General features: G+C 68.5%; 18 protein-coding genes. 15 read left to right on the top strand and 3 right to left on the bottom strand.

Going from position 1 to position 19,882, the window contains the following annotated elements:
• Nucleotides 1–23: 23 nt before the first annotated feature.
• A complete protein-coding gene (locus ASD34_RS06455; RefSeq protein WP_056574494.1) occupies nt 24–1,652 on the bottom strand; it encodes a phospholipase D family protein in 1,629 nt (542 codons plus the stop codon).
• Nucleotides 1,653–1,748: 96 nt separating this feature from the next.
• On the opposite strand from ASD34_RS06455, the gene ASD34_RS06460 reads away from it, so the two are divergent.
• Nucleotides 1,749–2,978: a nucleoside recognition domain-containing protein gene (locus ASD34_RS06460; protein ID WP_056574496.1), complete on the top strand. Its 1,230-nt coding sequence runs from the start codon at nt 1,749–1,751 to the stop codon at nt 2,976–2,978.
• Between the two features lie 6 nt (nt 2,979–2,984).
• Here ASD34_RS06460 and ASD34_RS06465 read toward each other — a convergent pair whose 3' ends face one another.
• On the bottom strand, nt 2,985–4,985 hold the full coding sequence (locus ASD34_RS06465) for an alkyl/aryl-sulfatase (protein ID WP_056574498.1): 2,001 nt from the start codon (nt 4,983–4,985) through the stop codon (nt 2,985–2,987).
• 130 nt (nt 4,986–5,115) lie between these two features.
• On the opposite strand from ASD34_RS06465, the gene ASD34_RS06470 reads away from it, so the two are divergent.
• The 4 genes from ASD34_RS06470 to ASD34_RS06485 all read left to right on the top strand — a co-directional run bounded on the left by ASD34_RS06470 (nt 5,116) and on the right by ASD34_RS06485 (nt 8,713).
• Nucleotides 5,116–6,030 (top strand): LysR family transcriptional regulator, encoded by a 915-nt coding sequence (locus ASD34_RS06470; RefSeq protein WP_056574501.1) that lies wholly within the window; start codon nt 5,116–5,118, stop codon nt 6,028–6,030.
• 50 nt (nt 6,031–6,080) lie between these two features.
• On the top strand, nt 6,081–6,590 hold the full coding sequence (locus tag ASD34_RS06475) for a flavin reductase family protein (protein ID WP_056574504.1): 510 nt from the start codon (nt 6,081–6,083) through the stop codon (nt 6,588–6,590).
• Between the two features lie 273 nt (nt 6,591–6,863).
• Nucleotides 6,864–7,772 (top strand): DMT family transporter, encoded by a 909-nt coding sequence (locus ASD34_RS06480; RefSeq protein ID WP_056574507.1) that lies wholly within the window; start codon nt 6,864–6,866, stop codon nt 7,770–7,772.
• Nucleotides 7,769–8,713, top strand: a complete 945-nt coding sequence (locus ASD34_RS06485; protein ID WP_056574510.1) for a glutaminase — start codon at nt 7,769–7,771, stop codon at nt 8,711–8,713. Before ASD34_RS06480 ends, ASD34_RS06485 begins: the two co-directional genes overlap by 4 nt.
• A gap of 7 nt (nt 8,714–8,720) precedes the next feature.
• On the opposite strand, the gene ASD34_RS06490 is transcribed toward ASD34_RS06485, so the two are convergent.
• Entirely contained in the window at nt 8,721–9,710 is a 990-nt protein-coding gene (locus ASD34_RS06490; protein ID WP_056574513.1) for an NAD-dependent epimerase/dehydratase family protein, read from the bottom strand.
• Between the two features lie 95 nt (nt 9,711–9,805).
• Between ASD34_RS06490 and ASD34_RS06495 the strand changes: the two genes are divergently transcribed.
• From ASD34_RS06495 to ASD34_RS06540, 10 genes are all read left to right on the top strand, one after another.
• Nucleotides 9,806–10,762 carry a LysR family transcriptional regulator gene (locus tag ASD34_RS06495; protein ID WP_056574516.1) on the top strand — a complete coding sequence of 319 codons (957 nt, stop codon included), beginning with the start codon at nt 9,806–9,808 and terminating at the stop codon, nt 10,760–10,762.
• Nucleotides 10,763–11,257: a hypothetical protein gene (locus ASD34_RS06500; RefSeq protein ID WP_056574519.1), complete on the top strand. Its 495-nt coding sequence runs from the start codon at nt 10,763–10,765 to the stop codon at nt 11,255–11,257.
• Between the two features lie 411 nt (nt 11,258–11,668).
• Entirely contained in the window at nt 11,669–12,862 is a 1,194-nt protein-coding gene (gene urtA / locus ASD34_RS06505) for an urea ABC transporter substrate-binding protein (RefSeq protein ID WP_056574522.1), read from the top strand.
• A gap of 5 nt (nt 12,863–12,867) precedes the next feature.
• Nucleotides 12,868–13,770 (top strand): urea ABC transporter permease subunit UrtB, encoded by a 903-nt coding sequence (gene urtB, locus ASD34_RS06510; protein WP_056574524.1) that lies wholly within the window; start codon nt 12,868–12,870, stop codon nt 13,768–13,770.
• Between the two features lie 3 nt (nt 13,771–13,773).
• A complete protein-coding gene (gene urtC, locus ASD34_RS06515; RefSeq protein WP_056574527.1) occupies nt 13,774–14,826 on the top strand; it encodes an urea ABC transporter permease subunit UrtC in 1,053 nt (350 codons plus the stop codon).
• A 14-nt stretch (nt 14,827–14,840) separates the two neighbouring features.
• Nucleotides 14,841–15,623, top strand: coding sequence for an urea ABC transporter ATP-binding protein UrtD (urtD, locus tag ASD34_RS06520; RefSeq protein WP_056575354.1), 783 nt, complete (start codon nt 14,841–14,843; stop codon nt 15,621–15,623).
• A gap of 17 nt (nt 15,624–15,640) precedes the next feature.
• Nucleotides 15,641–16,330, top strand: coding sequence for an urea ABC transporter ATP-binding subunit UrtE (gene urtE / locus ASD34_RS06525; protein WP_056574529.1), 690 nt, complete (start codon nt 15,641–15,643; stop codon nt 16,328–16,330).
• A 43-nt stretch (nt 16,331–16,373) separates the two neighbouring features.
• Nucleotides 16,374–17,411, top strand: a complete 1,038-nt coding sequence (locus ASD34_RS06530) for an aliphatic amidase (protein WP_056574532.1) — start codon at nt 16,374–16,376, stop codon at nt 17,409–17,411.
• 21 nt (nt 17,412–17,432) lie between these two features.
• Nucleotides 17,433–18,251 (top strand): CbbQ/NirQ/NorQ/GpvN family protein, encoded by an 819-nt coding sequence (locus tag ASD34_RS06535; RefSeq protein ID WP_056574534.1) that lies wholly within the window; start codon nt 17,433–17,435, stop codon nt 18,249–18,251.
• Entirely contained in the window at nt 18,248–19,882 is a 1,635-nt protein-coding gene (locus tag ASD34_RS06540; RefSeq protein ID WP_056574537.1) for a nitric oxide reductase activation protein NorD, read from the top strand. Before ASD34_RS06535 ends, ASD34_RS06540 begins: the two co-directional genes overlap by 4 nt.

Genomic DNA, 19,882 nt, shown 5'->3' on the forward strand with positions numbered 1-19,882 from the left:
CGCTGGATTGGTCATGACAACCCCTAGAGCAGCTCCTCGCCCACGATGGGCAGCAACAGCCAGTTCTTGAAGCGCAGCCAGAGGAATTCGCCCGGTTCATCCTCGTGCACGATGTCGCCGCCCGCATCGTCGTATTCCAGCCACTGCACGCGCCGCCCGCCCGGCGCAAGCCGCAGCCGGTAGCCCAGGTTGACGCGCTCGCCGCCCATGAGCCGGTCGTAGTCCTTCACCAGCAACGGACTGTCGATGACCAGTCCCATCTCGGTGTTGACGGCGGCCGAGCGGTGGTCGAGATTCATCGAGCCGACGAAGAAGCGCTCGTTGTCCACGATGGCCAGCTTGGCGTGCAGCCGGCTGATCGACTTGCCGAAATCGCCGAAGCGCCCCGTTCGCCCGGTGAGCGTGGGCGCGATCTCGTAGATGGTCACGCCGATCTTCAGCATGTCGGCGCGGTAGCGCTCGTAGCCCGCGTAGGCCAGCGGCTCGTCGGTGGCGCCCAGCGAATTGGTGACCACCGTGATGCGCCCGCCGCGCTCGATGGCCGTCTTCATCATCGCCATGCCGCGCGCGCCGGGAATGAAGTACGGCGAACCGATCTTCACCTCGTGCCTGGCCGCCTGGATCACGCCGAGCGCGCCCTCGGTCACGCTGCCGCCGTAGGCCGCCTCGGCCTTGCGCGTGATCTTGTCGGGGTCGTCCACGAACAGCGTGGCCGGCGCCCAGTAGCGGTCGATGCGGCCGGTGGTGAGCTGCTCGCCCACCGGCGACTTGCCCAGCACGTCGCGCGGCTGTATCGGCACGTCGGGAACGGCCGCGCGCGCCAAAGCGTCGAAGCGCCGCTGGGCTTCTTCGAGCGGCAGGCGTCGCGGCACGATGCGCTCGATGGGCCAGGCGTGGTCGCTGTTCCAGTAGCGGTCGAAGCCCTCGGACATGCGGCGCACGATCGGGCCGCTGGAGAGCACGTCCATGTCGATGAAGTTCGCCGCCGTGCTGCGCATGAAGTACTCGTTGGCGATGTTGCGACCGCCCGAGACCGCGAAGCTGTTGTCGGCCACCAGCAGCTTGTTGTGCATGCGGTGGTTGATGCGGCGAAAGTCTCCCAGCGACAACAGCAGCCGCGCCGGCAGCGACGCCGCACGCGAAGGCAGCGGGTTGAACAGCCGCACCTCGATGTTCGGGAAGGCCGAGAGGCTGCTGAACACCTCGTCCTCGCCCGCCGTGTACAGGTCGTCCACCAGGAGCCGCACGCGCACGCCGCGCGCAGCGGCCTCGCGCAGTTCCTTGAGGAACAACAGGCCGACGTCGTCGTTGCTGATCAGGTAGTACTGCACGTCGAGCGACTTCTCGGCGTGCCGCGCCAGCGAGATGCGCGCATCGAACGCGAACGCCGCCTCGGGCAGCAGCCGGAAGCCCGACAGCCCCGCCGCCCCGCCCTGCGGCGCGTCCTTGGCGGCCAGCCGGCCCAGGTCGGTGTCGGCCACGTCGGTGATCGCACTCGTGAGCACCGGGTGCGGCTGCGGCGGCGGCAGGCTGGCGCAGCCCGCGAGCCAGGCGATGGTCAGCCCCGTCGACGCCAGGGCGACGAAGCGGCGGAGGCAGAGGCAGAGGCAGAGGCAGAGGCAGAGGCGGAGGCAGGACAGGGCGACGGCCATGGGTCGCACTGTAGCGCCGCAGAACTCCGGCCGCGGCGGCATGCCGCCCTATGATCAACGGCACACACGGCAGCCAACGAAAAGAAGGAAAAACGCGTGCTCAATGGGTTGTGGCTGGGGTTCTTCGGCATGGCGGCGCTGGCAGCGCTGGGACGCTGGCTCGTTGGCGGCGACCCGACCGTGTTCGCGGCGCTGGTCGAAAGCCTGTTCACGATGGCGCGGCTGGCCGTCGAGGTGATGGTGCTGCTGTTCGGCACGCTCACGCTGTGGCTGGGTTTCCTGCGCATCGCCGAGGCCGCGGGCCTCGTCGGCTGGCTCGCGCGCCTGCTCGGTCCGCTGTTCCGGCGCCTCATGCCGGGCGTGCCGGCGGGGCATCCGGCGCTCGGGCTCATCACGATGAACTTCGCGGCCAACGCGCTCGGGTTGGACAACGCCGCCACGCCCATCGGCCTGAAAGCGATGCGCGAACTGCAGCGCCTGAACCCTGACCCCGTGACGGCCACCAACGCGCAGATCCTGTTCCTGGTGCTCAACGCGTCGTCATTGACCTTGCTGCCCGTCACCATCTTCATGTACCGGGCGCAGCAGGGCGCGAGCGACCCGACGATGGTGTTCCTGCCGATCCTGCTGGCCACGAGCGCCTCGACGCTGGCTGGCCTGCTCACGGTGGCAATCGCGCAGCGCCTGCGGCTGTGGGACCCGGTCGTGCTGGCCTACCTCGTGCCGGGCGCGCTGCTGCTGGGCGGCTTCATGGCGCTCCTGGGCACGCTGTCGGCCGCGGCCATCGCCTCACTGTCCTCGCTGCTGGGCAACCTCACGCTGTTCAGCGTGATCATCGTGTTCCTGGCGGCCGGCGCGATCCGGCGCATCAAGGTCTACGAAACCTTTGTCGAAGGCGCGAAGGAAGGTTTCGACATCGCGAAGCAGCTGCTGCCCTACCTTGTCGCGATGCTGTGCGCCGTGGGCGTGCTGCGCGCCTCGGGCGCCCTCGACTTCGCGCTCGACGGCCTGCGCTGGCTGGTGCAGGCGGGCGGCTGGGATGCACGCTTTGTCGACGCGATGCCGACGGCGCTCGTCAAGCCCTTCTCGGGCAGCGCGGCCCGCGCGATGCTCATCGAGACCATGAAGACCCAGGGCGTCGACAGCTTCCCCGCGCTGGTGGCCGCCACCATCCAGGGCAGCACCGAGACCACGTTCTACGTGCTGGCGGTGTACTTCGGCGCGGTGGGCATCCAGCGGGCGCGGCATGCGGTGGCGTGTGCGCTGCTGGCCGAGCTGGCGGGCGTGGTGGCCGCCATTTCAGTCTGCTACTGGTTCTTCGGCTGAGCCCGCTTACTTGCGGGGTTCGACCACGGGGAACATCAGGTCGAAGTTGTCGAGCATCCCGAACAGCTCGCCGAGCTTCGCACGGTTGCCATCGATCTTCACCTGCCCCGACTGCACGGCCTCGGGGAATGTCGTCCGCTTCAAGGTGATCGCATCGAGCGTCGCACGACTCAGCGTGACCGTGGCGTCCGCCCCGCTCAGCTGCTGGTTCTTCACATGCGTGAGCGCCGAGTTCTCCAGGGTCAGCACGAACTTCTGGTTCGAATCGGTGAAGTTCCAGTTGACCACCATCGTCTTGCCTTCGGCCTTGGCCGCGTCGAGCCGCACGCCGAGGTAGTCGAAGAAGAGCTCGTTGCTCACCGCCTTGAGCGTGTCGCCGTTCGCGCTGCCGCCGCCCGGGATCTTCGGCACGCCGTTGCGCAGTTCCATCGCGCCCACCAGGTAGGCGCTGCGCCAGGTGCCCGCCTCCGACTGGTAGCCCAGCTGTTCGAGTGCGTCGGCGCCAAGTTCGCGCGCCGCGCGGTTCGCCGGCTCGGCGTACACCACCTGGCTCATCGCGCTGGCCACCCAGCGGTACTCGCCCTTCTTGAAATCTTCGCGGGCGCGCGCCACCACCGCATCGGCCCCGCCCATGTACTCGACCGTCTTCTTCGCCTGCGCCACCGGCGGCAGCGGGTTCAGGTGGGCCGGGTTGGCGTCGTACCAGCCCAGGTACTTCTGGTAGACCGCCTTCGCGTTGTGGCGCAGGGTGCCGTAGTAGCCGCGCGTGGACCATTCCTGCTCCAGGCTCGCGGGCATGCGCAGCGTCTCGGCGATCTCTGACGCCGTGTAGCCGTGGTTGAGCAGGCGCAGCGACTGGTCGTTGATGAACTTGTACATGTCGCGCTGCTTCTTGAGCAGGTCGACGATGCGCGCGCTGCCCGTGGTGGGCCAGTGGTGCTGCGCGATGAGCACGTCGGTCTTGTCGCCGAAGGCCACGCGCGCCTCATCGATGTATTTGGCCCACAGGTTGCCGTCGCGCACCTCGGCGCCGCGGATCGTGTACAGGTTGTGCATGTTGTGCGTCACGTCCTCGGCCATGTTGAGCACGCGGAACTGCGGCAGGTACATGAGCATCTCGGACGGCGCCTCGGAGCCCGGCACCAGCTGGAACACGATCTGAACGCCGTCGATGGTGCGTTCCTCGGTGGCCTTCTCGACGGTCGAGGTGGGCGCGATCAGCGTCACGCTGCCGCGCGCCAGCGCCTTGCCCAGGCCGGTGTCGACCTGCCCGCGCGGGCCCGGCGGCAGCAGCGTGCCGAACTGGTACTGCGAACGCCGGTTCATCGCGTTGCCCGCCAGGATGTTCTCGGCCACCGCCGATTCCATGAAGCCCGAGGGCGCGATCACCTGCACCTTGCCCGCGGCCACGTCGGCCTCGTCGACCACGCCCTTCACGCCACCGAAATGGTCCGCATGGCCGTGCGTGTAGATCACCGTGCCCACCGGCTTCTTCGGGCGGTGCTGGTAGTACAGCTCGAGCGCGGCGCGCGCGGTCTCGGCGGCCAGCAGCGGATCGATCACGATCAGCGAGGTGTCGCCTTCGACGATGGTGACGTTCGCCAGGTCGAAGCCGCGCACCTGGTAGACCCGGTCGGTCACCTTGAACAGGCCGTGAATGGCATTGAGCTGCGCCTGCCGCCACAGGCTGGGGTTGACCGTGTCGGCGGGCTCGTTCGCCTTCAGGAAGTCGTAGGGCTTCATGTTCCAGACCGGGCGCGGGCCGGTGCCCGTCACCAGCGCGTCGGGCACGGTGCCGATGAAGCCGCGCATCGCGTCCTCGAAATCCTGCCTGTTCGCGAACGGCAGCGCCCTTGCCATCCCGGCGTTGGCCTTCAGCGTGGCGGGCTCGGCCGCCTTGGGCGTCACCGCCACCGGCTGCGCTGCGGCGGTGAAGGCGCAGGCCCAGGCGACGAGGGCCACGGAGAAACGAACGGAAGGTGCGGACGTAGAAGCAATGCGGGTCATCGATGTCTCGGGTTGTTGCCTGCCGAACGACAGGGCACGGGAAAGCACGGGAGGCGGTGGCCGATTCTCGGAAGCACTCAACCCCTTGGCAAATGCAAAATGTGATCTTGCTTTTGAACCAGAACGCAAAATGCAGTTGCGCCACCTCCAGCACCTGATCGCCCTCGCCGAGCAAGGCAGCTTCGGGCGTGCCGCACAGGCCGTGCACCTGTCGCAACCCGCGCTGTCGCGCAGCATCGACGCGCTCGAACAGACCCTGAAGGCCCGCCTCATCGACCGCGCCTACGGCACCGTGCGCTTCACGCAGGCCGGCGAGCTGGTGCTGGCGCGCGCCCGCGAGCTGGTCGCCGACGCGCGGCAGATCCAGCGCGAGGTGCAGCAGCTCGAAGGCCTCACGCTCGGCAGTCTCGACGTCGGCCTGGGCCCCTTCGCGGCGGGCCTGCTCGGGCGCGCGGCGCTGTCGCTCATGACGCAGCGCCACCCGCAGTTGCTGATGCGCATGGAAGTGGCCGACACCGCCACGCTCTGCGAACGGCTGCACAAGCGCCAGATCGACCTGTTCATCGCCGACACCCGCGACCTCAAGAAACCATCGGGCCTGAAGCTCGTGCGGCTGCCCAACGTGCCGGTGTCCTTCTTCGTGCGGCCCAGGCACCCGCTGCTGAAGCAACCGGCGCCGCTCACGCTCGAACAGCTCATGGACTACCCCGTGGCCGGCCCGCACCTGCCCAGCGAGGTGGCCGCGTATTTCGACCGGCAGATCCGCCGCACCGACCGCGGTGTGTTCAACGTGACCTGCGACGACGCCGACACGCTGCGGCACCTCGCGCTGACCGCGCACGCGGTGATCCTCGCGCCCCACGCGCCCAGCCTCACCCCCGAGACCGCCGCCCTCGCGCCGCTGGCGGTGACCGGCCTGTCGCGCATGCGCACCCACTACAGCCTGGTGACGCTGGCGGGCCGCACGCCCACGGCCGCCGCCACCGTCTATACCCGGCTGGTGACCGAGTTGCTCGGCCCCGCCAAGCAGCCCGCCAGAGCCTGAGCCAAAATGGCCCCTCCTTTGCCGCTCATCGCCTTGCCGTCCGTTCTCCCGTGACCACCTCCCGCCGGGCCCAGCCCCCCACCTTCTCGCCCGGCGAATTCCGCAAGGCACTCGGCATGTTCGCCACCGGCGTGACCATCGTCACCGCACGCGCGGCCGACGGCAGCCTGGTCGGCCTCACGGCCAACTCGTTCAACTCGGTGTCGCTCGCGCCGCCGCTGGTGCTGTGGAGCCTGGCGCGCGCGGCGGCGTCGATGTCCGCGCTGAGCGCCGGCTCGCACTACGCGGTCAACATCCTGGCCGCCAACCAGAAGGCGCTGGCGGAGCGCTTCGCCACCAAGAACATCGACCGCTGGGCCGACGTGGCCTACACCGAAGGCCTGGGCGGCGCGCCGGTGCTGCAGGGCGCAGCCGCCAGCTTCGAGTGCTTCAACCGCAGCCGCTACGACGAAGGCGACCACGTGATCTTCGTGGGCGAGGTGGAGCGCTGCACGCACGACCCCGACGCCTCGCCGCTGCTGTTCCACGGCGGGCGCTTCTACACCGAGCACCCCTTGTGAAGCACCCCGCGCTGCTGGCCGTCCTGCTGCTCGCCGCGCGGATTGCCACGGCGCAGGGCACGCCCGAGCCGCCATCGCCATCGCCGCAACCGCTGCGGCAGAACTGGTGTCGAGACGGTGGTGCCGGACCTGATGGTGGGCACACGCGGCAAGCCGCCCTACCCGCTGGCCGGGCGCTGAGCGCCGGCGCACGCCTTTGGCGCCGGCACGCTACGATCATCGGATGAATTCGGCGGCACTTCCGCCGTCCCTGCCGCCACCGATTGACCGCGAATGATCCAGCGCAAGACCCACCTCGACTCCCTGGCCATCGGCCTGCTCATCGCCTGCTGCGCGTTCTGGGGCCTGCAGCAGATCCTCATCAAGACCACCGTGACCGAGGTGCCGCCGCTGTGGCAGGCCACGGTGCGCATGGTCGGCGCGGTGGTGCTGCTGTGGCTGTGGTGCGCGGTGCGGCGCGTGCCGCTGTTCGAGCGCGACGGCACGCTGTGGCCCGGGCTGCTGGCCGGCCTGCTGTTCGCGGGCGAGTTCGCCGGCATCTACCTGGGCCTGCAGCACACCAGCGCCTCGCGGCTCACGGTGTTCCTCTACACGGCCCCGTTCTGGGTCTCGCTGCTGCTGCCGCGCTGGGTGCCGGCCGAGCGGCTGCGCGGCTTCCAGTGGCTGGGCCTGTTCATCGCCTTCGCGGGCGTGGTGCTGGCCTTCAGCGAAGGCTTCGGCCACATGAGTTCGTCGCAGCTCATCGGCGACGGCATGGCGCTGGCGGCCGGCATGCTCTGGGGCCTGACCACGCTCACGCTGCGCACCACGCGCCTGGCCACGGCCAGCGCCGAAAAAACGCTGTTCTACCAAGTCGCCGTGACCGCCGCCGTATGCCCCGTGCTGTCGCTCGCGCTGGGCGAGAGCTGGGGCTTCTCGTACTCCGCCTGGGCCTGGACCTCCATCGGCCTGCAGACGGTGGTCGGCGCGTTCGCGAGCTACCTCACGTGGATGTGGCTGCTGCGGCACTACCCGGCCACGCAGATGTCGTCCTTCACCTTTCTCACGCCGCTGTTCGCGCTGATCTTCGGCGTCGCGCTACTGAAGGAGCCGCTCACGCTGCAACTGGTGGTGGCGCTGATCGGCGTGGCGCTGGGCATCGTGCTGGTGAACCGGCGGCCTGCGGTACAACGCCCGGCATGAGCAAGACACGCCACCGATTCCAGCCCGTCCTCGACGAGATCGTCGCCACCCTGCGCCTGCAGCTCGGCCAGGGCGGCACCGTGGCCAGCTACATCCCGGCGCTGGCGCGCGTCGATGCGCGGCAGTTCGGCATCGCGCTGCGCACCTGCGACGGCGAGGAAGCCGGCGCGGGCGACTTCGAGATGCCCTTCTCCATTCAAAGCGTGTCCAAGCTCTTCACGCTCACGCTCGCCATGCAGCGCATGGGCGACGCGCTGTGGGAGCGCATCGGACGCGAGCCGTCGGGCAACCCGTTCAACTCGCTGGTGCAGCTGGAGAACGAGCAGGGCAAGCCGCGCAACCCGTTCATCAATGCCGGCGCCATCGCGGTGGCCGACCGGCTCGTGAGCCAGGCCAGGGCCAGGGGCGGCAGCGCCAAGGCCGACATCCTCGCGCTCATGAGCAGCCTGTGCGGCGAGCCCATCGGCTTCGACGTCGAGGTGGCGCAGTCGGAGGCCGACACAGGCTTTCGCAACGTCGCGCTGGCCAACTTCATGAAGAGCTTCGGCAAGATCGACAACGACGTGGCCGAGGTGCTCGACACCTACTTCCACCAGTGCGCACTGCGCATGAGCTGCCGCCAGCTCGCGCGCGCCGCCGCCTTCCTGTGCCGCGACGGCGCGCACCCGATCCCCGGCGAGCCCGAGGTCACGGGCGAGCGGCAGACGCGCCGCATCAACTCGCTGATGCTCACCTGCGGCACCTACGACGCGGCCGGCGACGTGGCCTTTTCGATCGGCCTGCCCTGCAAGAGCGGCGTGGGCGGCGGCATCGTCGCGGTGGTGCCCGACACGCTCACGCTGTGCGTGTGGTCGCCGGCGCTCGATGCCACCGGCAACTCGCTGCTGGGCATGAAGGCGCTGGAGCTGTTCGTGGCGCGCACCGGCCTGTCGGTGTTCTGACGCGCCTTCAGGCTGCAATGGCCGCCGGCGCCACGGGCAGGCATCCCATGCCGTCGAGCGCAGCTTCCACGGCGTCCTCGAGCGGCGTGTGCGGCTCGCGCCCAAGAAAGGCCACCAGCTTCGCGTTGTCCATGCCCACGGGGGTGCGCCACAGGTAGCGCATCTCGCGCAGTTCGCGCAAGGTCGGCACGAAGGGCGCCGCCAGTGCCGTCAGCCCCCACGGAAAGCCCCGCACGGGCACCTCGACGCCGGTACGGCGCGCCACCACCCTGCGGATCGCATCGCTCATGCGCGTGCCGTCGACATCCCAGTGACCGGCCATGTGAAAGGTGGCGAAAGGCTCGAGCCGATCGCGCCGCGCCAGCAACTCGACCATCGTGCGCGCCACGTCCGGCAGGTACGACCAGAGGTGACCGACGCCGGGGCTGCCCGGGTAGCTCACGGCCTTCACCGGTTGCCCCGCCTTCACCAAACCCTGCGAGAACCAGTTGTTGCCGGCCTTCGGGCCGAAGAAGTCGCCGGCGCGCACGATCAGCACGCGTGCGCCCTCGCGGCTCGCGATCTCCAGGCGCCGCTCCACCTCGACACGGATCGCCCCCTTGCGCGTGACGGGATGCTGCGGCGCATCTTCGGCCAGCACCGGGAAGGTATCGGGCCCGAAGTTGTAGACGTTGCCGGGCAGCACGAGCGTCGCGCCTTCGGCCTTGGCGGCGGCGATGCTGTGGTCGAGCATCGGCAGCACCAGCTCCGACCAGCGGCGGTAGCCCGGCGGGTTGACCGCATGCACGATGACCTCGCAGCCCTTCGCGGCCCGCCCCACGGCCCGCGCGTCCATCGCGTCGCCGGCCAGCCAGATGATGCCCTCGCGCTTTTCCTCGGTGGCGCCGCGCTTCAGCGCGCGCACCTGCCAGCCTGCATCGCGCAGCTGGCGGGCCATCTCGCCGCCGATGCCGCCCGTGGCGCCGAGCACCAGAACCGTGTGGTCGTTGCGTGCCATGAAATGCTCCTGAACAGTGATCGATGGGCAAATTCTGGGCAGGATGGGATTCGAATGGAATTGCCGAACATGCACCATCGGCCATACATTTCCGTATGACCTGGAACATCAGCTGGGAGCTGTACCGCTCCTTCCTCGGCGTGCTGCGCGAAGGTTCTCTTTCCGGCGCGGCGCGGGCGCTCGGTATCACGCAACCCACCGTCGGGCGCCACGTGGCGGCGCTCGAAGAAGCGCTCGGCGTGGTGCTCTTCACCCGCTCGCAGGTGGGCCTTCTGCCCACCGAGGTGGCGCTGGCGCTGCGCACGCACGCCGAGGCCATGGAAAGCACCGCCGCCTCGCTGCAGCGCGCGGCCAGCAGCCAGGGCGACGGCGTGCGCGGCGTGGTGCGGGTGTCGGTCAGCGAGGTGGTCGCGGTGGAGGTGCTGCCGCCCGTCGTGGCGCGGCTGCGCGAGGCACACCCGGCACTGAAGGTCGAGCTGGTGTCGACCAACCGCGTGCAGGACCTGCTGCGGCGCGAGGCCGACATCGCCGTGCGCATGGTGCGGCCCCGGCAGGCGCAGCTGGTGGCGCGCCGCATCGGGAGCGTCGAGCTGGGCTTTCATGCGCACACGAGCTACCTCGCGCGCCACGGCACGCCGCGCACACCCGACGACCTGGCGGCGCACGCGCTCATCGGCTACGACCAGCCCTCGGCCTTCGTGCGCGACGCGATCAAGTCGCTCAAGTCGGCCACGGGCTTCACGCGCGACGCCTTTGCGCTACGCACCGACAGCGACCTCGCGCAGCTGGCGCTCATCCGCGCAGGCGCGGGCATCGGCGTGTGCCAGGTGGGCCTGGCGAAACGCGACGCCGCGCTGGTGCGCCTGCTGCCGCGCGTGCTCTCGCTCAAGCTCGACACCTGGGTCACGATGCACGAAGACCTGCGCCACAGCCCGCGCTGCCGCGTGGCCTTCGATGCGCTGGTCGAGGGCTTGCAACAGTACGTTGGCGCGGCGGCGGCGCCCGCGCCCCGGGCGACAATGCCCCGCGCAAGACCCACAGCTTCTCCCTGAATGACGACGACCGATTCCCCCGACCACCTCCCCCTGCAGGAACCCCGCCTCTGGCGCGACGGCCTCTGGACCGCCCGCATCATCAAGAACGAGGAAGACGACGGCTGGGCTGTCGAGATGACCCGCCACGGCGACCCCGAGCCTGCGCTCGTCGGCCCCTGGACCATGGGGCGCGACAAGAAGAACCCCAAGCCGCTGGACACCCCCGCCTTCCACACGCTGGTGAAGACCGCCACCGAGGTGATCCGCCGCCACGAACAGCAGCTGCACGCCACGCTCAACAAGAGCGTGACGGTCACCGCGCGCAACGACCAGCGCATTCGCGTGGCCCTGTCGATCGTGCCCGACGAAGACAACCCCTCGGCCACGCTCACGGCGTATGACGATGCCGACGATTCGGAACTGGCGAGCGTGAACGTGTCGCCCGCGTTCCGGCTCACGACGTCGAGCGCCACCGCGTGGATCGAGTCGGACTACGCACGCCCGCGCAGCTGACCGCCTTTGGTTCACGCAGGCGCTGCGCGCGAATAGCACACGCGCCGCCCTTTCGCCAATTAGCGAAAAAGCGTATGTTCACGCCGGGGTGAGGCGAGAAGAATCCGCCCCAACGAGCAATCGTTCCCAGTCATACGACGCCCGCTGCCAGTGCTGCCAGCGAGGTGTCGGGCAATTAAGCCCGAATCGGTTTCACCACCGGTTCGGGCTTTTTTGTTTTTTCGGTCGCAACAACGCCTTTTCAAAACGGATGCGCGTCATCCGGTGGCGCAGCTTTGCCCGAAGAAAAAGCACTGGCAGCACAGCGCTCGTTTGCAGGGGCCGCGCGGCGGGAGGAGACACCCGCAGCACGGCTTCCGAAGGTCGGATGTTCCTGATGACTCGCACAAAACCAAAGCAAAGGAATTTGACATGACGAACGCTTTCAACCGCCGCCAGATCGTGAAGACAGGCGGCTCGATGATCGTGCTGGGCGCCGCCGGCAGCGTGGCCGGCCTGGCGCGCGCGCAGGACGGCGCCACCGTGAAGCTCGGCCTGCTGCACTCGCTCTCGGGCACCATCGCCATCGCCGAGGCCTCGCTGGTCGACGCCGAAAAACTGGCCATTGAAGAGATCAACGCCGCCGGCGGCGTGCTGGGCAAGAAGATCCAGGCCGTGGTCGAAGACGGCGCGAGCGAGAACTCGGTGTTCGCCGAAAAAGCCCGCAAGCTGCTGGAGCGCGACAAGGTCGTGGCCATCATCGGCTGCTACACCTCGGCCTCGCGCAAGGCGCTGCTGCCGGTGCTCAACCAGGCCAAGGGCCTGCTGTTCTATCCGACCTACTACGAAGGCCAGGAGCAGGACAAGCGCGTGTTCTACCCCTCGCAGGAAGCCACGCAGTCGGTGATCGCGGCCGTGGAGTGGATGGCGCGCGAGAAGGGCAAGAACTTCTTTCTCGTCGGCTCCGACTACATCTACCCGCGCACCTGCAACAAGATCGCCAAGCCCGCCATCGCCAAGGCCGGCGGCAAGGTGCTCGGCGAAGAGTACGCGCCGCTGGGCCACACCGAGTTCTCGTCGATCATCAACAAGATCAAGGCCGCCAAGCCCGACTGCATCTACAGCACGGTGGTGGGCGGCTCCAACGTGGCCTTCTACAAGCAGCTGCGCGCGGCGGGCCTGGACGGCGCCAAGCAGGTGCTGCTGTCGACCGTGGTGTCCGAGAACGAGATCGACGGCATCGGCAAGGACAACGCCGCGGGCTACTACGCCTGCATGGGCTACTTCCAGAGCATCAAGTCGCCGGCCAACGAGAAGTTCGTAAAGGCCTTCAAGGCCAAGTACGGGCAGGACCGCGTGATCGGCGACCCCATGGAGGTAGCCTACAACAGCGTGTACCTCTGGAAGCTGGCGGTGGAAAAGGCCAAGTCCTTCGAGGTCGACAAGGTCACGGCCGCCGCCGCGGGCGTGGAGCTCGAGGCGCCCGAAGGCACGGTGCGCGTGCACGCCACCAACCACCACGTGTGGAAGAAGGTGCGCGTGGGCCGCGCGCGGCCCGACGGGCAGTTCGACATCGTGTGGGAATCGCCGCAGCTGGTCGAGCCCAACCCCTTCCCGAAGGTCTGAACGCGATGAACTTCGACATCGCGGTGATGCAGGTGTTCAACGGCGTGAGCCTGTTCACCATCCTGCTGCTCATGGCGCTCGGGCTGGCCATCGTGTTCGGCCTGATGGGCGTCATCAACATGGCGCATGGCGAGCTGATGGCGCTGGGCGCCTACATGACCTACCTGGCGGCGCGCTTCTTCGCGCACTACGCGCCGGGCTTCATGGACCTGTACCTGTTCGCCGCGATTCCGTTCGCGTTCGCCGTGACCTTCGCGTTCGGCTATGTGCTGGAACGGGGCTTCATCCGCTTCTTCTACGACCGGCCGCTGGACACCCTGCTGGCCACCTGGGGCCTGAGCCTCATGCTGCAGCAGGCCTACCGCTCCATCTTCGGCGCGCAGGAAGTGAGCGTGCCGCTGGCTTCGTGGCTGGCGGGGGCGTGGGAGCCGACGGCGGGCATCCAGCTTCCGCTGAACCGCATCTTCATCGTCGGGCTCACGGCCCTGGTCGCGGTCGGCGTGTACCTGCTGCTGTACCGCACGCCATGGGGGCTGAAGGTGCGCGCGGTGACGCAGAACCGCGCCATCGCCGGTGCAGTGGGCATCGACACGCACCGTGTCGACGCGATGACCTTCGCGCTGGGCTCGGGCCTGGCGGGCATCGCCGGTTCGGTGTTCACGATGATCGGCTCGACCAACCCCGGCACAGGCCAGTTGTACATCGTCGACTCGTTCATCGTGGTGGTGTTCGGCGGCGCGCAGAGCCTCATCGGCACCGCGCTCTCGGGCTTTGCCATTGCGCAGTCGCAGACCTGGCTCGAGTACCTCATGAGCGGCTCGATGGCCAAGGCCACGATCCTGCTGCTGGTGATCGCGGTGCTCTACTTCCGGCCCAACGGCCTGTTCGCCACCCGATCGAGGAGCTGAGGCATGCACGGTCTTTCTCCTCAACGCAAGCGCGACCTCGGTGCCCTGCTCGCCGTGCTGGTGCTGCTGGCGGTGGTGCTGCCGCTCACGCTCGACCCGTTCCGCCTGAACCTCGTGAGCAAGTACCTGGCCTTCGCGTTCGTCGCGGTGGGCGTGGTGCTCACCTGGGGCTACGGCGGCGTGCTGAGCCTGGGCCAGGGCATGTTCTTCGGGCTGGGCGGCTACATGATGGCGATGTTCCTCAAGCTCGAAGCCTCCGCGCCTGAGCTGCCGGACTTCATGGTGTGGAGCAGCGTCGAGCAGCTGCCCGCGTGGTGGCAGCCCTTCCATTCACTGGGCTGGACGATCGTGGGCATCCTCGTGATTCCCGCGGTGCTGGCGTATGTGTTCTCGTACGCGATCTTCAAGCGGCGCGTGAGCGGCGTGTACTTTGCGATCGTCACGCTGTCGCTGGCGCTCACGCTCACGGTGGTGGTGGTCGGCCAGCAGGGCGACACCGGCGGTGCCAACGGCATCACCGATTTCCGCACGCTGCTGGGCTGGGACATCGCGACCGACGAGGCCAGGCGCGCGATGTACTTCGTCGAGGTCGCGGCCATCGCGCTGGTGATGATGGTGTCGCTGGCCATCGTGCGCAGCCGCTTCGGCAAGCTGCTGATCGCCATCCGCGACAAGGAAGACCGCGTGCGCTTCAGCGGCTACAACACGGCGCACATGAAGGCCTTCGTGTTCGCGGTGGCCGCGGTGCTCTCGGCCATTGGTGGGGCGTTCTACAGCCTGCAGGTGGGGCTGATCGCGCCGGGCGTGATCGGCGTCGTGGCCTCGGTCGAGATGGTGATCTACGCGGCGGTCGGCGGCCGGCTGTCGATTCCGGGGGCGGTGATCGGCGCGCTGCTCATCGGCTTTCTCAAGTCGTACCTGTCGGAGACCTTTCCCGAAGGCTGGCTGTACGTGCTGGGCGCCGTGTTCATCCTCGTGGTGTGGGCCATGCCGAACGGGCTCGCGGGCCTGGGCGAGAAGCTCGTGCGCCGACGCGGTGCGGAGGGGACGCCATGAACGCGACGATGACGATGCCCAACGGGGGGCTGCCACAGGCCGCTTCGGCGGTGCCGCCGTCGAACGAGCAGATCCTGCGCATCGAAGACCTCACCGTGTCCTTCGACGGCTTCAAGGCCGTGGACGGGCTCAGCCTCTCGGTCGAGCGCAACGAGCTGCGCGTGATCATCGGGCCGAACGGCGCGGGCAAGACCACGCTGCTCGACATGGTTTGCGGCAAGACGAAACCCAGCGCGGGCCGCGTGCTGTTCAACGGCCAGGACCTGGGCCGCCTGAACGAGTACGAGATCGTGCGCGCCGGCGTGGGGCGCAAGTTCCAGACGCCCTCGGTCTACGAAGACCTCACGGTGCTGGAGAACTTCGAGATCTCGCTGCCGCGCATGCACGGCCTGCTGCAGTCGCTCACCTTCCGTCGCACGCCCGCCGTGCGTGCGCGCATCGACGCGATGGCCGAGCAGGTCTTCCTGGCCGATCGCCTGGGCCACCGCGCCGGGCAGCTCAGCCATGGGCAGAAGCAGTGGCTCGAGATCGGGATGCTGCTCATGCAGGAGCCCGAGCTGCTGCTGCTCGACGAGCCCGTGGCGGGCATGAGTCCGCGCGAGCGCGAGCAAACGGGCGACCTGCTGCGGCGCATCTCCGCGGGCAAGTCGGTGGTCGTGATCGAGCACGACATGGACTTCGTCAAGCGCATCGCGCACCGCGTCACGGTGCTGCACCAGGGCAAGTTGCTGAGCGAAGGCACAGCCGCCGAAGTGCAGGCCGACCCGCGCGTGATCGACGTGTACCTTGGCCATTGAGAAAAGGAGATATCCAGATGCTCGAAGTCTCCGAACTCAACGTGGCGTATGGCGAATCGCACGTCATCCGCGATGTGTCGCTGCGTGTCGCGCCCGACGAGGCGGTCGCCATCATGGGCCGCAACGGCATGGGCAAGACCACCTTGCTGAAGTCGCTCATCGGTCTCTTGCCCGCGCGCGGCGGCCACATCCGCCTGGGCGGCGCCGAGCTCACCAAGCTGCCCAGCTACCAGCGCGTGGCGCAGGGCCTGGCCTTCGTGCCGCAGGGGCGCATGGTGTTTCCGTTCCTCACGGTGGAGCAGAACATCCTCTCGGGCGCCGCCCGGTCGGGCCACCGCACGGTGCCCGAGTACCTCTACACCTTCTTCCCCGTGCTCAAGGACATGAAGCAGCGCAAGGCCGGCAATCTCTCGGGCGGCCAGCAGCAGATGCTGGCGATTGCGCGCGCACTCATCTCGGAGCCGAAGGTGCTGATCCTCGACGAACCCACCGAGGGCATCCAGCCTTCGATCATCAAGGAGATCGCGCAGACGCTGAACGTGCTGCGCGCCGAGCGCGGCTTCGCCGTCGTGGTGTCGGAGCAGGTGCTGAGCTTTGCACTCGACCTGGCCGACCGCTTTCTCGTCATCGACCGCGGCCGCATCGTGCACGACGAAGCACGCGCGAGCCTCGACCAGGACAAGGTCAGGTCCTTCCTGACCGTGTAAGCCCTTCCTTCTTTCCCTTCAACCACCCTTCAGGAGCAGCGTCATGAGACATGGTGATATTTCGAGCAGCAACGATTGCGTTGGCGTCGCGGTCGTCAACTACAAGATGCCCCGCCTGCACACCAAGGCCGAGGTGCTGGACAACGCACGCAAGATCGGCGAGATGCTGGTCGGCATGAAGAAAGGCCTGCCGGGCATGGACCTGGTGATCTTTCCAGAGTACTCCACGCACGGGATCATGTACGACTCGAAGGAGATGTACGACACCGCCGCCACGGTGCCCGGCGAGGAGACCGCGATCTTCGCGGACGCCTGCCGCCGCGCCAACGTGTGGGGCGTGTTCTCGCTCACCGGCGAGCGCCACGAGGAGCACCCGAACAAGGCGCCCTACAACACGCTGATCCTCATGAACAACCAGGGAGAGATCGTCCAGAAGTACCGAAAGATCATGCCGTGGGTGCCCATCGAAGGCTGGTACCCGGGCGACTGCACCTACGTGAGCGAAGGCCCCAAGGGCATGAAGATGAGCCTGATCATCTGCGACGACGGCAACTACCCCGAGATCTGGCGCGACTGCGCGATGCGCGGCGCCGAACTCATCATCCGCTGCCAGGGCTACATGTACCCGGCCAAGGAGCAGCAGATCATGGTGTCGAAAGCCATGGCCTTCATGAACAACACCTACGTGGCGGTGGCCAACGCGGCCGGCTTCGACGGCGTGTACTCGTACTTCGGCCACTCGGCGCTCATCGGCTTCGACGGCCGCACGCTCGGCGAATGCGGCGAGGAAGAGATGGGCATCAACTACGCCGAGCTGTCGATGGGCCTGATCCGCGACGCGCGCAAGAACGGCCAGTCGCAGAACCACCTGTTCAAGCTGGTACACCGCGGCTACACCGGCACCATCAACTCCGGCGACGGCGACAAGGGCGTGGCGGCCTGCCCCTACAACTTCTACACGCAGTGGATCAACGACCCCGAGGGCACGCGCGAGATGGTGGAGTCGTTCACGCGCAGCACGGTGGGGACGCCCGAATGCCCGATCGAGGGCATTCCGAACGAACCGGCGAAGCACCGCTGAAAAAAGGGACAGTCCCACGCCATGAACGCCCCCGTCCGCGACCCGCTCGCCAGCTACCGCATCGAGACCGAGCCCTTCTACCGGCCGGCAAGCAATGAAGTCGCGCTGTATCGGCATGCCTATCGCCACCGCATGCCGCTGATCCTGAAAGGGCCCACCGGCTGCGGCAAGACGCGCTTCGTGGAGCACATGGCGTGGTCGCTCGGGCGGCCGCTGGTCACGCTCGCGTGCAACGAGGACATGACGGCGTCGGACCTCGTCGGGCGCTACCTGCTCGATGCGAATGGCACGGCCTGGCACGACGGCCCGCTGACGCTTGCGGTACGCCACGGCGGCATCTGCTACCTCGACGAGGTGGTCGAGGCGCGGCAGGACACCACCGTGGTGATCCACCCGCTGACCGATGCGCGACGCATCCTGCCGCTCGACAAGAAGGGCGAGCTGGTGCGCGCGCACCCCGACTTCCAGCTCGTGGTGTCGTACAACCCCGGCTACCAGAGCAGCGCGAAGGACATGAAGCCGTCGACGCGCCAGCGCTTCGCCGCGCTGGAGTTCGACTACCCCGACGGCGCGCTCGAAGCGCAGATCGTCGCGCACGAGGCCGGCGTCGACCCCGCGCTCGCCGCGAAGCTGGTGGCCATTGCGCACTGCTCGCGCGAGCTCAAGCACCGCGGGCTCGACGAGGGCGTGTCGACGCGCATGCTGATCTACGCGGGCGTGCTGATCCGCGACGGTGTGTCGCCGCGCGACAGCTGCGACATGACGATGACGCGCGCGCTCACCGACGACCCCGACATGGCGAGCGCGCTGCAAGGCTTTGTCGAGGCGCAGTTCGGATGACCGACGCGCATGGCGCCCTCTCGCTGCTGGCCCGCGGGCTGGCCGGCATCGATGTCGACGTGCAGCCGCTGGCCGGCGCACGCGCCGTGCTCACGGGCCGCCGGCTGCTGTTGCCCGAGGGTGACGAGGCCGTGCGCCTGCACCGCGCGATGGTGGCGCATGCGGTCGCGCACCTGCGTTATTCAACGCCTGCGCGGCCGGCGCGCATGCTCAAGCCGATGGGCATCGCCATCGTCTCGGCGCTCGAAGACGCGCGCGTCGAGCGGCTGCTGTGCCGCGACTTTCCCGGCCTGCATGGCTGGTTCACTGCCGGGCTTCCGCCCGCGCCCGATCCGCTGGATCTGCGCTTTGCCGCGCTGGTCGCACGCATGGACCGCTTGCTGCTGCTAGCCGATGCGCAGGACGACAACCACTGGGTGAACAAGGCGCGCCGCCTGTTCGACGAGACCGTCGCGCGCGCGGGGCTGGAGGACTACGACGCCTTCCGCGCCATCGCCTCGATCCTCGCCAACGACCTCGGCCAGATGCGCGTGCGCTTCGAGCCGCAGGAGTACGCCGTGCCCGCGCCCTGGCGCGACGACAACAGCTACCTGTGGGATTTCGGCGAGGCCGAGACACCACCCGACGACGCCATCGCGCTGCAGCAGACGGGCGTGCGACCACCGCCACCTTCCAAGGCACCGAACGAAGGCAACGAAGCCCCACCCGAAGGCATCGCCGACATGGAGCTCGGCCGCTACACCTACCCCGAATGGGACCGCACGCAGGAGCGCCTGCGCCCCGACTGGTGCACGGTGATCGAGAAGCTGCCCGCGTGGCAGGGCCTGGGCGCGGCAGGCACTTCGGGAGCGGCTGGCGGCGGGCGCATCGTGCCGCTCGCCCTGCCCCGCGCACGCCACCTCGACCGCACGCACCGCCTGCGCCGCCAGTGGGAAGGCGACGACATCGACCTGAACGCGGCCATCGAGGTGCTGGTCGATCGCCGCCTGCGCCTGCGGCCCGATGCGCGGCTGTTCATGCGACCCGGCAAGGGGCCGCGCCCATCGAGCGTGCTGGTGCTGCTCGACCTGTCGGAATCGGCCAACGACGCGGGCCACGGCGATGGCGCCGTTTCGCTGCTCGACCTGGAGAAACAGGCTGCGCTGCTGCTCGCCGCCTCGAACGCCCGCGGCATCGACCGGCTCGCCATCCACGGCTTCTCGTCGAACACGCGCGCCGAGGTGTACTACTACCGCCTGCTCGAATTCGGCCAGCCGCTCGCCCCGCCCTCGCGCGCCATGATCAGCGCGGTGCGCGGGCGCTACTCGACGCGCATGGGCGCCGCGCTGCGCCATGCGGCCTCGCATCTGCAGGCCGAGCCCACGGGGCCGCGCGCGATCCTGCTGGTGACCGACGGTGCGCCGTCGGACATCGATGTGCACGACCCGAAGTACCTCATCGAAGACGCCCGCCAGGCCGTGGCCGAGGCGCGCGACGTCGGCGTGCGCAGCGCCTGCATCGCGGTGGACGGCGCGGCCGACGCGTACGTGCGGCGCATCTTCGGCTGGCGCAACTATTGCATCGCCGACGACGCGCGCAGCCTGCCGGCGCGGCTGGCCCGCATGAGCACGCGGCTGGCCGCCGCCCATTGA

The organism is Variovorax sp. Root473 (genome assembly GCF_001426505.1).
Taxonomy (GTDB): Bacteria; Pseudomonadota; Gammaproteobacteria; order Burkholderiales; family Burkholderiaceae_C; genus Variovorax.

Bases quoted from the DNA above. Each gene is read 5' to 3' on its own strand.
- ASD34_RS06495 (WP_056574516.1), top strand. From the start codon at position 9,806: ATGACCTGGAACATCAGCTGGGAGCTGTACCGCTCCTTCCTCGGCGTG.
- ASD34_RS06480 (WP_056574507.1), top strand. From the start codon at position 6,864: ATGATCCAGCGCAAGACCCACCTCGACTCCCTGGCCATCGGCCTGCTC.
- ASD34_RS06465 (WP_056574498.1), bottom strand. From the start codon at position 4,985: ATGACCCGCATTGCTTCTACGTCCGCACCTTCCGTTCGTTTCTCCGTG.
- ASD34_RS06490 (WP_056574513.1), bottom strand. From the start codon at position 9,710: ATGGCACGCAACGACCACACGGTTCTGGTGCTCGGCGCCACGGGCGGC.
- urtB (WP_056574524.1), top strand. From the start codon at position 12,868: ATGAACTTCGACATCGCGGTGATGCAGGTGTTCAACGGCGTGAGCCTG.
- ASD34_RS06500 (WP_056574519.1), top strand. From the start codon at position 10,763: ATGACGACGACCGATTCCCCCGACCACCTCCCCCTGCAGGAACCCCGC.
- ASD34_RS06485 (WP_056574510.1), top strand. From the start codon at position 7,769: ATGAGCAAGACACGCCACCGATTCCAGCCCGTCCTCGACGAGATCGTC.
- ASD34_RS06530 (WP_056574532.1), top strand. From the start codon at position 16,374: ATGAGACATGGTGATATTTCGAGCAGCAACGATTGCGTTGGCGTCGCG.
- urtA (WP_056574522.1), top strand. From the start codon at position 11,669: ATGACGAACGCTTTCAACCGCCGCCAGATCGTGAAGACAGGCGGCTCG.
- urtE (WP_056574529.1), top strand. From the start codon at position 15,641: ATGCTCGAAGTCTCCGAACTCAACGTGGCGTATGGCGAATCGCACGTC.
- ASD34_RS06535 (WP_056574534.1), top strand. From the start codon at position 17,433: ATGAACGCCCCCGTCCGCGACCCGCTCGCCAGCTACCGCATCGAGACC.
- ASD34_RS06540 (WP_056574537.1), top strand. From the start codon at position 18,248: ATGACCGACGCGCATGGCGCCCTCTCGCTGCTGGCCCGCGGGCTGGCC.
- ASD34_RS06455 (WP_056574494.1), bottom strand. From the start codon at position 1,652: ATGGCCGTCGCCCTGTCCTGCCTCCGCCTCTGCCTCTGCCTCTGCCTC.
- ASD34_RS06470 (WP_056574501.1), top strand. From the start codon at position 5,116: ATGCAGTTGCGCCACCTCCAGCACCTGATCGCCCTCGCCGAGCAAGGC.
- urtD (WP_056575354.1), top strand. From the start codon at position 14,841: ATGCCCAACGGGGGGCTGCCACAGGCCGCTTCGGCGGTGCCGCCGTCG.
- urtC (WP_056574527.1), top strand. From the start codon at position 13,774: ATGCACGGTCTTTCTCCTCAACGCAAGCGCGACCTCGGTGCCCTGCTC.